The following is a 13309-nucleotide window of genomic DNA, read 5'->3' on the forward strand; positions in this document are numbered from 1 at the left end:
CCATGAAACTGTCGTTTCACGGCAATCTCTGATTTTCGAGAGGACATTGCAAGCGAGGCGGGCGGGTGCCGCCTCGCTTTCAACTGGGAACGGAGGAAGGTCCTACAGCGCCGCGCGTCTTATCAGACGCGCAAAGGTCGCTGTAGCACTTTGATTTGCTGCATGTCTTCGTCCTTGAATCGAGGTCGATTTAAGGAGACATGCAGTAGCCCCGCCGTCAGTACTTCGATGGCACGTAAAGTTCCGGCGGCAGCACCTTGCGCTCGTAATCCGGGTTGAAGACGCGTTCCGGCAGCGAGATTTCCTCGTGCGGCACGTCCTCGTAGGGGAACTGCATCAGAAGGTGATCGATGCAGTTGAGCCGGGCACGCTTCTTGTCGTTGCCTTCGACGATATGCCAGGGCGCTTCCGGAATGTTGGTGCGGGCGAAGGTCTCTTCCTTGGCCTTGGTATAGCCTTCCCAGCGCACCCGCGATTGCAGGTCCATGGGCGAGAGCTTCCACTGCTTCAGCGGATCGTGGATGCGCACGAGGAAGCGCATCTGCTGTTCTTCATCGGTGATCGAGAACCAGTACTTGACCAGTCGGATGCCCGAACGCACCAGCATGCGCTCGAATTCAGGCACGTCGTTGAAGAACTGCTCGACCTGATCTTCGGTGGCAAAGCCCATGACCCGCTCGACGCCGGAGCGGTTGTACCAGGAGCGGTCGAACAGAACGATCTCGCCGCCGGCCGGCAAATGCGGCACGTAGCGCTGGAAATACCATTGCGTCTTTTCGCGGTCGGAGGGTGCCGGCAGCGCGACGACGCGCACGACGCGCGGATTGAGCCTCTGGGTAATGCGCTTGATGACGCCGCCCTTGCCGGCGGAGTCACGTCCCTCGAAGATCACCACCACCTTTTCCTTGTGGTGAACCACCCAGTCCTGCAGCTTGATCAGCTCCGACTGCAGCTTCAGCAGCGCACGGAAATAATCGATGCGCGGGATCGTCGGCGGGTGGCTCTTGCGATAGATCTTGCGGATCTCTTCAGAGAGCGCCGGTTCTGAAAGCTCGAGTTCGTAGTCTTCGTCGAGCGTGTCGGCCAGTTCCGCTTCCAGCCAGTCCTGCGTCTCGATCTCGTCGTTCGACCTGTTCATCTGACCCTCCGATACGATGTGTCCACCGACAGCTTTGCAAATACTATCGTTAGTCGGCTTATTTCACAGACGCATGAAAGGAATTTGACGCCGGGACTTTTGCGCCCCTGATCGCCCCTATCCCTTCATATACCAGCCCCAGGGTTCGTCGGTGTCGAAGCTGGTGATCTGCTTGGTCTCGAGATAGTTCGAAAGGCCCCAGCGGCCGAGTTCGCGGCCGATGCCCGATTGTTTGTAGCCGCCCCAGGGAGCCTCGGTGAAGGTCGGCTGCGAGCAGTTGACCCAGACGATACCGGCGCGAAAAGCCCGGGCGACGCGTTCGCAACGCTCGCGGTCAGCCGACATGACAGCCGCCGCGAGACCGAAGCGGCTGTCATTGGCCATGCGGATCGCGTCCGCCTCTTCGCGGAACGGCTTGACGCAGACGACTGGGCCGAAGATCTCCTCGCGCCAGACGAAGCTGTCTTCGCGCATGTCGGTCAGCACGGTCGGCTCGAGGAAGTAGCCGCTGTTGAGGCCGGCCGGGCGGCCACCGCCTGCAGCGACCGTGGCACCGTCCTGCCGGGCGCGATCGATGGCGCCGATAACCTTGTCATATTGGCCGCGGGAGACGATCGGCCCGAGCAGCGTGCCGTCCTCCAGGCCATTGCCTATCTTGATCTTCGCGGCCTCTTCGCAAAGACGGCTGACGACGGTCTCGTAAATCTCCTCCTCGACCAGCACCCGCGAGGTTGCCGAACAGACCTGGCCCTGGTTCCAGAAGATGCCGAACATGATCCATTCGACGGCCTTGTCGATGTCGCTGTCGGCAAAGACGACGAAGGGCGACTTGCCGCCGAGTTCGAGGCTGACATTCTTGATGTCCTGGGCGCCGGCCATCATCACCTTGCGGCCAGTCACGACAGAGCCGGTGAAGGCGAGCTTGTCGATCAGCGGATGCTCGGTGAGCGGCTGGCCGGCATCCTGGCCGGTGCCGGTGAGGATATTGAGCACGCCGGGTGGCAGCCCGACTTCCTCGGCAATGACGCCAAGCTCAAGCGCCGTTAGCGGCGTCAGTTCGGAGGGTTTGAGCACGATGGTGCAGCCGGCGGCTAGCGCCGGCGCCACCTTCCAGGACACCATCAGCAGCGGATAGTTCCAGGGGGTGATGGCACCGACCACGCCGAGCGGCTCGCGCACGGCGCGTGCGGTGAAGCGGCTGTCGCCGACGGGGATCGTCTCCTCCGGATCGGCGTCCAGTTCCTCGGCGAGGCCGGCATAGAAGCGGAAGCAGCCGGCGGCGTCGTCGATGTCCCAGAGCGCTTCCGGCAGCGGCTTGCCGTTGTCGGCGACTTCGAGCCGCGCCAGCGAGTGGCGCTTCTCTTCGATCTTCGCAGCGATCGCTCGGAGATAGACGGCACGCTCCGTGCCTGACAGCTTCGGCCAGGGGCCGCTGTCGAAGGCGATGCGGGCGGCCTTTGTCGCCCGGTCTACATCCTCGTAGGTTGCCGCCGGAGCGCGATGGATGATCTCTTCCGTCGCCGGGTCGATGACGTCGAGCGTACCGCCGCGCCGTGGTTTTTCCCATTTTCCATCAATGAACAACCGATCCTGCATGCCATACCCCTTAAAAAGCCCGGAGCAAGTATGGCCAGTCTGTGCGAAGCGCGCCAGTCGCAAGTTACGGCTGCCGTTGATCTTTTTGGTTCGGAGACGTCGCTTAATGGTCGGTAACCCGCCCGCGCGACCATGCGTCTGCTTTGAGGCTATCCGCTATCGCGTTGCATTGGCCAATGCCGGAGCAACATTGGCGATCTGTGTAATCACCATGCCGCCGACGATGAAGAGCAGGCCGGTCAGTCGCGCCGCATTGACGGGCTTTGCGGGGAAACCCATCAGGCCGAAGTGATCGATCAGCAGGGAGACCACCATCTGGCCGGCGATGACGGCGACGATGAAGCTTGCCGCGCCGAGCTTCGGCGCAAGGAGGAGAGCAGCGGTGATATAGATCACGCCGGCGGCGCCGCCGATCCAGATCCACCACGGACCCTTGAATGCCGCCGCAAGGCTGGGCAACGGCGCCCGCAACGCGATCAGCATCGGCAGGATGAGCGCGAGACTGACGCCGAGCGAGACGACCGTCGCCCAGAGCGGATGGCCGAGGAGGCGGCCAAGGTTGGCATTGGCGCCGGCCTGGAGGGGGACGAGGGCGCCGGCGAAGATCGCCGCGGCAAGCATGAGGAGGGAGGAGAGAGTGGGCATTGTTTTTTCCTTCTTGATTGCCTCATCCTCTCGCATCGATGTGAGGAATGGAAATTCCAATTTCGCACGTGTTATATGCGTTTCATGAATAATCTCAGCGGAATCGACCTGAACTTGCTGGTGGTGCTCGATGCCCTGCTGGCGGAACGCCATGTGTCGCGTGCGGCCCTGCGACTGAACAAGAGCCAGCCGGCGGTCAGTCATGCGCTCGCGCGCTTGCGGGCTCTTTTCGACGATCCCTTGCTGGTGCGCCATGGCGGACAGCTTGAACCGACGGTGCGGGCGCTGGAGATCGCGCCACAGCTTGCCGAGGCCCTGGCGCATATGCGCCAGCTCATGGGGTCTCAGCCGTTCGATCCGGCAATGGAGCGCCATATCTTTCGGCTCGCGATGTCCGACTACGCCGCCCTCGTTCTGCTGCCGCAATTGATGGCGGTGCTGCGCCGGCAGGCGCCGAACGTCGACCTCATTGTCAGCCAGGCGAGCCGTGAAGTGATGATGTCGCAAGTCGTCGATGGCGAGATCGATCTGGCGCTCGGGGTGTTTCCGACGTTGGCCGAGGATCTGAGGACATCGCTCCTGTTTACGGAGCACTTCGCCTGCCTGGCAGATGGCGCGAGCCTTGGTGGCGAGAAGACCATGGATCTGACGGCCTATCTGGAGCGGCCGCATATTCTCGTTTCGCTGCGCGGCGATACCGGCAACGAGATCGACCTGGCGCTGGCGGCCGCGGGGCACAAACGCCGCATTGCGCTGGCGCTGCCCCATTGGAGTGCTGCGCCCGGCCTGGTTCTCGGTACGGACATGGTGCTTACGGTGGCACGCCGCATCCTGCCGCGTGGTGCTGAGGCTGGGTCACTGACCGTCTTCGATCCGCCCTTCGCCATCCCGCCTTTTTCGTTCCGTCAGATCTGGCATCGGCGGCGCGACGGTGATCCTGCCCACCGCTGGCTCCGGGAACTGATCACCCACATTCTCGCGCCGTCGGAGGCGCCTTCCGCCGCTGCCCGAACCCCAGAAGTATGATCCTGAAAACGAAAAGGCCCGGTGCGGCAATGCCGACCGGGCCTTTCTGATAAGCTCAGTTTCGCGTCAGTCGTGGCTGACGCCCTGGATCGCCGAAACCTGCCATTCCGCGCCGGGCTTGCGGACAAAGGTCCAGAGTTCGACCGCTTCGGTCAGCTTGTCCGGATCGCCGCTGATGACCTTGCCCGTGGTGCGGTCGCGCATCACGTCGATGCTTTCGTAACGCATGGCAACGGTCGCGTAGTCGGTTCCGTTTTCGGACCAGGCTTCGGCCACGTCGCCCTGGACAAGGTGCACGTCGCGCACATCGTTCTTGACGCCGCTCGTCGCATTGTCGCTGAGCTCTTCGGCGAGGTAGGACATGGCTTCCGGCGTCGTCAGGCGGCGCAGCGTGCCGTAGTCTTCCGCGGCGTAAGCGGCCTGCACGTCCTTCAGCATCTTTTCGAACTGTTCGAGGTCTGCCTGCTGGACGCCGATTTCATCGGCCGGCCCGTCGGTGACGGGGGCCGGTGTCGGCGCCGCGGTCGGGCGCGCGTTCGCCTGGCCGCCGGCCTGACCGCCACCGATGGTGGGGATCTTGAACGACGGCATACCGTTCGGCTGAGCCGACGACCGCTCGGACGGGCCGGCATAGGCCGTCTGCTGGCGGTTGCGGCCGAAGAAGCGCATGGCGAGCATGATCAGCCCACCGATCAGAAGCATCTGCACGATCAGGCCGAGGAAGCCGGCCGCACCGCCGAAGCCGCCGCCCATCAGCATGCCGATCAGACCGCCGACCATGAGGCCGCCGAGCAGCGAGCCGCCGAAACCGCTGAAGAAGCCCGGACGGGCGTTCGGCTGGGTCGCGTTCGGGCGCGTCTGGCCGGCCGCCGGATTGGTGGCGGCGGGGCCGGCGTCCTGGCGCGGCGTCATCGAACGGTCGATCGGTGCCGCGTTGGTCGGTGCGGTCCGGGTGACGGGCGGCTGCGAGAAGGTGCGGGTGCCGCGGCTGCCGAAGCCGCCGCCCGAACGCCGCGCTTCGGCGACGTCCACGACTGTCAGCGCGACGGTCAAGCCGATCGCCATCATTGCCAGAGCTCGTCCAAAACGCCCAAATCGCTGCATTGCCATCTCAACCCCTAATCTTGCTTGGGCTCAAAACTGAGCCATCAGGGCCTGATATAGGGGTTCAAGGCCCGTGATTTAAGCGTTTCGCGTCGTATTTCGGCCAGTTTACCGTTATCCGCTGCCGCGCTCCGGCCCGAATCCGGCGTGGAATCAGCACCTTCGATCACACTGGATGTCGCATTCCACCCCGCATTTTCGCTAGCGATTGGCTGCCAGGATCAGGCTTGCCGCCTTTTCGGCGATCATGATCGTCGGCGAATTGGTGTTGCCCGAGGTGATGGTCGGCATGATCGAGGCGTCGGCGATGCGCAAGCCCTTGAGGCCGCGCAGGCGCAGTTCGGGATCGACGACACTTTCCGGATCGGCACCCATGCGGCAGGTCCCAACCGGATGAAAGATCGTCGTGCCGATGTCGCCAGCCGCGCGCTTCAGGTCGTCCTCCGTCTCATAGGACGGGCCCGGTTTGAACTCGACCGGATTGAAGCGGGCGAAGGACGGCTGCTTGACGATCTGTCGGGTCAGGCGAATGGCGCTGACGGCGACGTTGCGATCGGCCTCTGCGGTCAGGTAACGCGGCCGGATGTCCGGTGCCGCGGCGAAGTCCGGGCCTTTGAGGTGCACCGAGCCGCGGCTTTCCGGGCGAAGATTGCACACACTTGCGGTGATCGCCGGGAAGGAATGAACAGGTTCGCCGAATTTATCCAGCGAGACCGGCTGCACGTGATACTGCAGGTCGGGCGTTTCCTTCTCCGGGCCGGAGCGGGTGAAGATGCCGAGCTGGCTTGGCGCCATCGCCATGGGGCCGGACCGCTTCAGCAAATATTCAAGACCGATCGACGCCTTGCCGAAAAGCGAATTGGCCTTTTCGTTGAGCGTCGGCACGCCCGTCACCTTGTAGGCCATGCGAAGCTGCAGGTGATCCTGCAAGTTCTCGCCGACGTTCCCGCGTTCGTGGAGGAGCTCGATGCCGTTTGCCTGAAGCACGTCGCCGCGGCCGATACCGGAGAGTTCAAGTATCTGCGGCGAGCCGATCGCGCCGGCGCAAAGTACCGTCTCGCGACTGGCACGGGCGCGCTTGACCGTGCCGTTGTGCTGGAACTCGACGCCGGCGATGCGGTCGCCTTCGATGATCAGCTTGCGCACATGCGCCTTCGTCAGAACCGTGAGGTTGCCGCGTCTCTGCGCCGGGCGCAGGAATGCTTTCGCCGTGTTCCAGCGTATGCCGGAGCGCTGGTTGACGTCGAAATAGCCGGAGCCTTCGTTGCTGCCGCGGTTGAAATCTGGCGTTTCGGGAATGCCGGCTTCGGTGGCGGCCTTCTGGAACGCGTCGAGCACGTCCCAGCGCACGCGGGCCTTTTCCACCCGCCATTCACCGCCAGCGCCGTGCATGTCGTTGGCACCCTTATAGTGGTCCTCCGACTTCTTGAAGAGCGGCAGCACGTCGTCCCAGCCCCAGCCGGTGCAGCCGAGCTGGCGCCAATGGTCGTAGTCCTGCGCCTGGCCGCGCATGTAGATCATGCCGTTGATCGACGAGCAGCCGCCAAGCACCTTGCCGCGGGGATAGCCGAGGGAACGGCCGTTGAGACCCTCTTCGGCGGCCGTCGTAAAGCACCAGTCGGTGCGCGGGTTGTTGATGCAGTAGAGGTAACCGACCGGAATATGGATCCAGTGGTAATTGTCGCGGCCGCCAGCCTCGAGCAGCAGCACGCGATGCCCTAGGTTTTCGGAAAGGCGATTGGCAAGCACGCAGCCGGCGCTACCCGCCCCGACGACGATATAGTCGAACGTGTCCATGGATCTCTCTCAATGTTCGGGGCTCGACCCTTCAGGTAACGGGATCGGGCGACGGCTTCTTCCGTCCGTGAAACCACGGACGGTGGGAGGCCAGCTACTGTCTGTGTTCAAAACCGAGTTTGCGGCCGAGCCGCGAATGATAGAACTCGCCGACGATGCCGCGGCGGAAGACCAGCACACAGACCATGAAAACGAGGCCGGTGATGATCGTCACCGGGAATTCCGATGTCGCGAGATAGTTCTGCAGCGTCACCACCAGGCCGGCGCCGAAGAGCGGGCCGATCAGCGTGCCGATGCCGCCGAGAAGCGTCATCAGGATCACTTCGCCCGACATCTGCCAGCTGACGTCCGTCAGCGTCGCGAATTGGAAGACCAGCGCCTTGACTCCGCCGGCAAGCCCGGTGAGTGCCGCCGACATCACGAAGGCGGCGAGCTTGTAGTTGCGCACGGAATAGCCGAGCGACACGGCCCGCGTCTCGTTTTCACGGATCGATTTCAGGATCATGCCGAAGGGCGAATGAATGATGCGCCAGATGATCGCGACGCCGATGACGAAAACGCCGAGCACGAAATAATACATGTTCGTCGACTGGCTCAGGTCGATGAAGCCGAAGAGGTGGCCGCGCGGCACGGACTGTATGCCGTCTTCGCCCTTGGTGAATTCCGCCTGCAAGCAGAAGAAATAGAACATCTGCGCCAGCGCGAGCGTGATCATGGCGAAGTAGATGCCCTGTCGGCGGATTGCGAGGTAGCCGACGATCAGCCCGAGCAATGCCGCGCCGGCGACGCCGACGAGGATGCCGAGCTCCGGCGGCAGGCCCCATTCCTTGACCGCATGCGCGGTGAAATAGGCAGCTCCGCCGAAGAAGGCCGCATGGCCGAAGGAGAGCAAGCCGGTATAGCCGAGCAGCAGGTTGAAGGCGCAGGCAAAGAGCGCGAAGCAGAGCAGCTTCATCAGGAAGACGGGGTAGAAGAACAGCGGCGCCAGGAGGAGCAGCGCCAGCCCCACGCCCAGGAACACCGTCTGCACGACGACCGGGCTCTTTTCCTTCGGTTTTTCGATGTCGAGTGTCAGCGTCATATCAAGCATCCCGGCCGAAGAGGCCTGCCGGCCGTATCAGGAGAACGATGGCCATGATCACGAAGATCACGATGTTGGAGGCTTCCGGATAGAAGACCTTGGTCAGCCCCTCGGCGACGCCGAGTAGATAGCCGGTGACGATCGCGCCCATGATCGAGCCCATGCCGCCGACGACCACCACGGCGAAGACGACGATGATGATGTTCGAGCCCATCAGCGGCGAGACTTGGTAGATCGGCGCCGCGAGCACCCCGGCAAGGGCGGCCAAGGCGGCTCCCAGCGCATAGGTGAGCGTCAGAAGGAACGGCACGTTGATGCCGAAGGACTGCACCAGCACCGGGTTTTCGGTGGCGGCACGCAGATAGGAACCAAGCTTGGTCTTCTCGATCACCAGCCAGGTGCCGATGCAGATGATGAGCGAAAAGACGATCACCCAGCCGCGATAGATGGGCAGGAACATGAAGCCGAGATTGGTGCCGCCGGCAAGGGCTGCCGGCGTCGCATAGGGCTGGCCGGAGGCGCCATAAAGATAGCGGAAGGTGCCCTCGATCGTCAGCGCCAGGCCGAAGGTGAAGAGCAGGCCATAGAGCGGGTCGAGCGTATAGAGCCGCCGCAGCATGGTGCGCTCGATGACCGCGCCGACGAGGCCGACGGCAACAGGTGCGATGATCAGCGCCGGCCAGTAGCCGAGGCCGAAATACGACAACAGCAGCCAGGCGAAGAAGGCGCCAAGCATGTATTGCGCGCCATGGGCGAAATTGATGACCCGCAAGAGGCCGAATATGATGGCAAGGCCAAGGCTCAGGAGGGCGTAGAACGAGCCGTTGATCAGCCCGATCAGCAATTGCCCGAGAAAGGCCTGCATGGGAATTCCGAAAATCGTGCTCATCGCTCAGACTCCCAGCACGTCATGCAGCGTGTCCATGCGGGCGGAGAGTTCCGAGACCGGGAATTCGCCGACCATCTGGCCATGGTCCATCAGATAGAAGCGGTCGGCAACCTTGCTGGCAAAGCGGAAGTTCTGCTCGACGAGAAGCACGGTCATGCCGCGCTGCTTCAAGGTTTTCAACACGTCGCCGATGCGCTGGACGATAACAGGGGCAAGCCCTTCGGTCGGCTCGTCGAGCAGCATCATGCGCACGCCGGTCCTCAAGATCCTGGCGATCGCCAGCATCTGCTGCTCGCCGCCGGAAAGCTTGGTTCCGGGGCTGCTGCGGCGCTCGTAGAGGTTCGGGAAGAGTTCGAAGATCTCGTCGATCGTCATGCCGCCTTTGGCGACCGCCGGCGGCAAAAGCAGGTTTTCGTGGACCGACAGTGTCGAGAAGATGCCGCGCTCCTCCGGAATGAAGCCGAGCCCATGATGCGCGACCCGGTGCAGCGGCACTTTCATCAGGTTCACGCCGGCAAAGCTGATCTCGCCCTTGCGCTTGCGCACGATGCCCATGATCGAGCGCAGCGTGGTCGTCTTGCCGACGCCGTTGCGGCCAAGAAGCGTGACCATCTCGCCTTCGCCGACCGAAAGGTCGACGCCATGCAGAATGTGGCTTTCGCCATACCAGGCATTGAGGCCGGAAACTTTCAACAATGGTTTCATCTCAGGCCTCCTCAGTGCCCATGTAGGCGGTGCGCACGCGCGGGTCGGCCGACACCTGGGCATAGTCGCCTTCGGCTAGGATCTCGCCGCGCTGCAGCACGGTGACGTGGTGGCAGAGCGTTGCGACGACGGAGAGATTGTGCTCGACCATCAGTACTGCGCGCTCGCGCGCCACTTCGCGGATGATCTCGGCGACCATGCCGACATCCTCGTGGCCCATGCCGGCCATCGGCTCGTCGAGCAGCAACACCTTGGGATCGAGCGCCAGTGTCGTCGCGATCTCCAGCACGCGCTTGCGGCCATAGGATAGATCAGCGGCAACGGCATTGCGCTCCCGATCCAGGCCAACCGATCGGATCAGCTGGTCGGCCTTGGCATTGAGACTGTCGAGCGCCGAGATTGGCTTCCAGAACTGGGTCGCAAGCCCGTTCGGCCGTTGCAGCGCCACGCGCACATTGTCGAGCACCGTCAGATGCGGAAAGACGGCGGAGATCTGGAAGGAGCGCACCAGCCCCATGCGCGCCACCTTGTCCGGCGCCGTGCGCGTGATGTCCTCGCCAAGCAGCGTGATCGTGCCGTCGGTCGGCTGCAGGAATTTGGTCAACAGATTGAAGACCGTTGTCTTGCCGGCGCCGTTCGGGCCGATCAGCGCATGCACGCGCGCATGATGGACGTCGAGATTGACGTTGTTGACGGCGGTGAAGCCGCCGAAGTCACGGCGCAGACCGCGGGCGGAGAGAACCACCCGCGGTGCGCCATTCGGTTCGGTAACCGGTGCGCTCATCGCGTTACGACTTCACGAGGTCGCAGCCGCTCTTGGCCGGATCGATGAAGGCTTCGGAACCTGGAATGGTGGCGAGCACCTTGAAGTAGTCCCAGGATTCCTTGCTTTCGTCCGGCTTCTTCACTTCCAAGAGGTACATGTCGTGGATCATGCGGCCGTTTTCCGCGACCTTGCCGTTTTCGGCGAAGACGTCGTTGACCGGCAGCGCACGCAGCTCCTTGGCAACCGCGTCGGCATCGTCGGTGCCGGCCTTTTCGATCGCCTTCAGATAGGAAAGCACGGCCGAATAGGTGCCGGCATGCACCATGTTCGGCATCTTGCCGGTGCGCTCCATGAAGCGCTTGCCGAATTTGGCGCTCTCTTCGTTGCGGTTCCAGTAGAAGCCCTCGGTGAGTGTCAGCCCTTGCGCCGCCTCGAGGCCGAGGCCGTGGACTTCGGCAAGTGTGAAGAGCAGCGCCGCCAGGCGCTGACCGCCCTGGACGATGCCGAACTCGGCCGCCTGCTTGATGGCGTTCGAGGTGTCGAGGCCGGCATTGGCAAGGCCGATCACCTTGGCGCCGGAGGATTGCGCCTGCAGCAAGAAGGAGGAGAAATCCGTCGTCGCCAGCGGATGGCGGACGGAACCGACAACGGTGCCGCCGTTCTGCTTGACGTAGTTGCCGGTGTTTTCCTCGAGCGAATAGCCGAAGGCATAATCGGCGGTCAGGAAGAACCAGCTGTCGCCACCCTGCTTGACGAGTGCACCGCCGGTGCCGACCGCAAGCGCATGGGTGTCATAGGCCCAGTGGAAACCATAGGGCGAGCACTGCTTGCCGGTCAGCTCGGTGGTCGCAGCACCGGTGTTGATGGTGATCTTCTTCTTCTCCTTCGACAGCGCCTGCACCGCAAGGCCGACCGAGGAACTGGTGAGCTCCATGATGCTGTCGACCTGTTCGGTATCGTACCATTGGCGGGCGATGTTCGAGGCGATGTCGGCCTTGTTCTGGTGGTCGGCGGTGATCACTTCCACCGGCACGCCCAGAACCTTGCCGCCGAAATCCTCGACCGCCATCAGCGCCGCCTCATAGGAGGACTTGCCGCCGAAGTCGGCATAGACGCCGGACTGGTCGTTCAGGATGCCGATCTTGACCTTGCCGTCGGATGCATCGGCGAAAGCGGCCGTGCTGCTGGCAAGCATAGCTGCCAATGTTACGATCAGTTTCTTCGTCATTATGTTCTCCTCCAGAGACGCGAACCCTCTCGAAATGCCGCGTGAAAACAGGCGCGGGTTCCGGCGTGCCAGTGGCGATGCCGGGTCGTTCATTCCGTTCTGTTCAAATTTGGCCAGACATGCTCCTCAGATGTCGGCACTGGCCGGTACAATCCGGAAAAAACCGCTTGGATGCAAGCGCCGCCGACCGTAAATTGCAAACAGGGTCTGTTCATTTTCGAACAGATGGGGAGTGGCGATGAATCCGAATTTTACCTGGGACGACCTGCAGTTCTTTCTGGCGGTGGCCCGCACCGGGCAATTGTCGACGGCGGCGCGGCGGCTGAGAACCAGCCACGCCACGGTTTCGCGGCGGATCGACCGGCTGGAATTCGCCCTCAAGGTGAAGCTCTTCGAGCGCAATCCGCGCGGTTACGTGCTGACCGGCATGGGGCAGCGCTTCATCGAGACGGCCGAGCGCATCGAACGCGAGACCGAACAATTGCAACTCGACATCAACGACGGCCTGACGGCGCAGCGCGGCGTCGTCCGGCTCAGCACGCTCGAAGGCTTTGGCAATTTCTTCCTTGCCGATCGGCTGGCGGATTTTGCCGAAAACTATCCGAACGTCTCGCTCGAACTGGTGGCGATCCAGCAGATCATGTCGCTTTCACGCAAGGAGGCGGACATCCAGGTGGCGCTGACGGCGCCGAAGGCCGGGCCCTATCACTCCGAGGTGCTGACCCCCTATACGCTGCATGTCTATGGCGCGCGCGGCTATCTGGCGAAACATCCGCCGATCAAGAGCCGCAACGACCTCGTGGCGCATCGCTTCGTCGGCTACATCGAAGACATGATCTTCGCGCCCGGTCTCGATTACCTCGGCGAGTTGCAGCCGGGACTGCGCGCCCATTTCCAGAGTTCGAGCATCCTGACGCAGCTGAAGGCGGTACGACAGGGGCTTGGTCTTTGCGTGCTGCCGCACTTCATGGCGCGGGAAGAGCCGGGTCTCGAAATCGTCCTTCCCGAAGAGATCGAACTCAAGCGTACCTACTGGATGGTCTGCCACCGGGATCTGGTGGCGGTGCCGCGGGTAAGGGCGGTGCGTGAGTTCCTGATGCAGATCGTGCGAGAGAACCGGTCGTATTTCACCCGTGAATCGACGCCGCAGGTGGCGAGCCTGCGGCGCGTGTCGCGGACGTAATTTCTGCCCGATGGGGGAGAGATCTGATTTGGCAGGGCCAAGGGGTGATTTGCGCACGGAAAGCCCGCGAATGAGCTCCTCAGAATCGACAGGGTTTATCAACAGTCGAAAATTGTGATTGAAATCAATAGCTTGTTCTTTTTTGAAGTTT

12 protein-coding genes are annotated in these 13309 nt (G+C 62.7%); 2 read left to right on the top strand and 10 right to left on the bottom strand.

Going from position 1 to position 13309, the window contains the following annotated elements; genetic code table 11:
- Nucleotides 1-217: 217 nt before the first annotated feature.
- The 3 genes from ppk2 to V7S54_RS14105 form a co-directional block, all read right to left on the bottom strand.
- A complete protein-coding gene (gene ppk2, locus V7S54_RS14095) occupies nucleotides 218-1138 on the bottom strand; it encodes a polyphosphate kinase 2 (RefSeq protein WP_065376826.1) in 921 nt (306 codons plus the stop codon).
- A gap of 117 nt (nucleotides 1139-1255) precedes the next feature.
- Nucleotides 1256-2734, bottom strand: coding sequence for an aldehyde dehydrogenase family protein (locus V7S54_RS14100; protein WP_065376827.1), 1479 nt, complete (start codon nucleotides 2732-2734; stop codon nucleotides 1256-1258).
- A 156-nt stretch (nucleotides 2735-2890) separates the two neighbouring features.
- Nucleotides 2891-3379, bottom strand: coding sequence for a DMT family transporter (locus V7S54_RS14105; RefSeq protein WP_065376828.1), 489 nt, complete (start codon nucleotides 3377-3379; stop codon nucleotides 2891-2893).
- A gap of 84 nt (nucleotides 3380-3463) precedes the next feature.
- Here V7S54_RS14105 and V7S54_RS14110 point away from each other — a divergent pair, with 84 nt between their 5' ends.
- Nucleotides 3464-4405: a LysR family transcriptional regulator gene (locus V7S54_RS14110; RefSeq protein WP_065376839.1), complete on the top strand. Its 942-nt coding sequence runs from the start codon at nucleotides 3464-3466 to the stop codon at nucleotides 4403-4405.
- 66 nt (nucleotides 4406-4471) lie between these two features.
- Here the strand turns inward: V7S54_RS14110 and V7S54_RS14115 are convergent, their stop codons facing one another.
- The 7 genes from V7S54_RS14115 to V7S54_RS14145 form a co-directional block, all read right to left on the bottom strand.
- Complete coding sequence (locus V7S54_RS14115) at nucleotides 4472-5470, bottom strand: Tim44 domain-containing protein (RefSeq protein WP_419178186.1); 999 nt, start codon at nucleotides 5468-5470, stop codon at nucleotides 4472-4474.
- Nucleotides 5471-5710: 240 nt separating this feature from the next.
- The gene (locus V7S54_RS14120; protein WP_065376830.1) at nucleotides 5711-7306 is read right to left on the bottom strand and encodes a GMC family oxidoreductase; all 1596 of its coding nucleotides are present in this window, start codon (nucleotides 7304-7306) and stop codon (nucleotides 5711-5713) included.
- A gap of 94 nt (nucleotides 7307-7400) precedes the next feature.
- On the bottom strand, nucleotides 7401-8396 hold the full coding sequence (locus tag V7S54_RS14125) for a branched-chain amino acid ABC transporter permease (protein WP_065376831.1): 996 nt from the start codon (nucleotides 8394-8396) through the stop codon (nucleotides 7401-7403).
- A complete protein-coding gene (locus V7S54_RS14130) occupies nucleotides 8389-9276 on the bottom strand; it encodes a branched-chain amino acid ABC transporter permease (RefSeq protein ID WP_065376832.1) in 888 nt (295 codons plus the stop codon). The genes V7S54_RS14125 and V7S54_RS14130 overlap by 8 nt, the downstream gene beginning before the upstream one ends.
- A 3-nt stretch (nucleotides 9277-9279) precedes the next feature.
- A complete protein-coding gene (locus tag V7S54_RS14135) occupies nucleotides 9280-9981 on the bottom strand; it encodes an ABC transporter ATP-binding protein (protein WP_065376833.1) in 702 nt (233 codons plus the stop codon).
- Between the two features lies 1 nt (nucleotide 9982).
- Nucleotides 9983-10765, bottom strand: coding sequence for an ABC transporter ATP-binding protein (locus tag V7S54_RS14140; protein ID WP_065376834.1), 783 nt, complete (start codon nucleotides 10763-10765; stop codon nucleotides 9983-9985).
- A 4-nt stretch (nucleotides 10766-10769) separates the two neighbouring features.
- The gene (locus V7S54_RS14145; protein WP_065376835.1) at nucleotides 10770-11975 is read right to left on the bottom strand and encodes an ABC transporter substrate-binding protein; all 1206 of its coding nucleotides are present in this window, start codon (nucleotides 11973-11975) and stop codon (nucleotides 10770-10772) included.
- Between the two features lie 238 nt (nucleotides 11976-12213).
- Here V7S54_RS14145 and V7S54_RS14150 point away from each other — a divergent pair, with 238 nt between their 5' ends.
- Nucleotides 12214-13158, top strand: a complete 945-nt coding sequence (locus V7S54_RS14150; protein ID WP_065376836.1) for a LysR family transcriptional regulator — start codon at nucleotides 12214-12216, stop codon at nucleotides 13156-13158.
- Nucleotides 13159-13309 lie beyond the last annotated feature (151 nt).

Origin of the sequence: Ensifer sp. CCNWLY38 (assembly GCF_037120565.1) — a bacterium.
In the GTDB taxonomy this organism is placed as follows: domain Bacteria; phylum Pseudomonadota; class Alphaproteobacteria; order Rhizobiales; family Rhizobiaceae; genus Ensifer; species Ensifer adhaerens_H.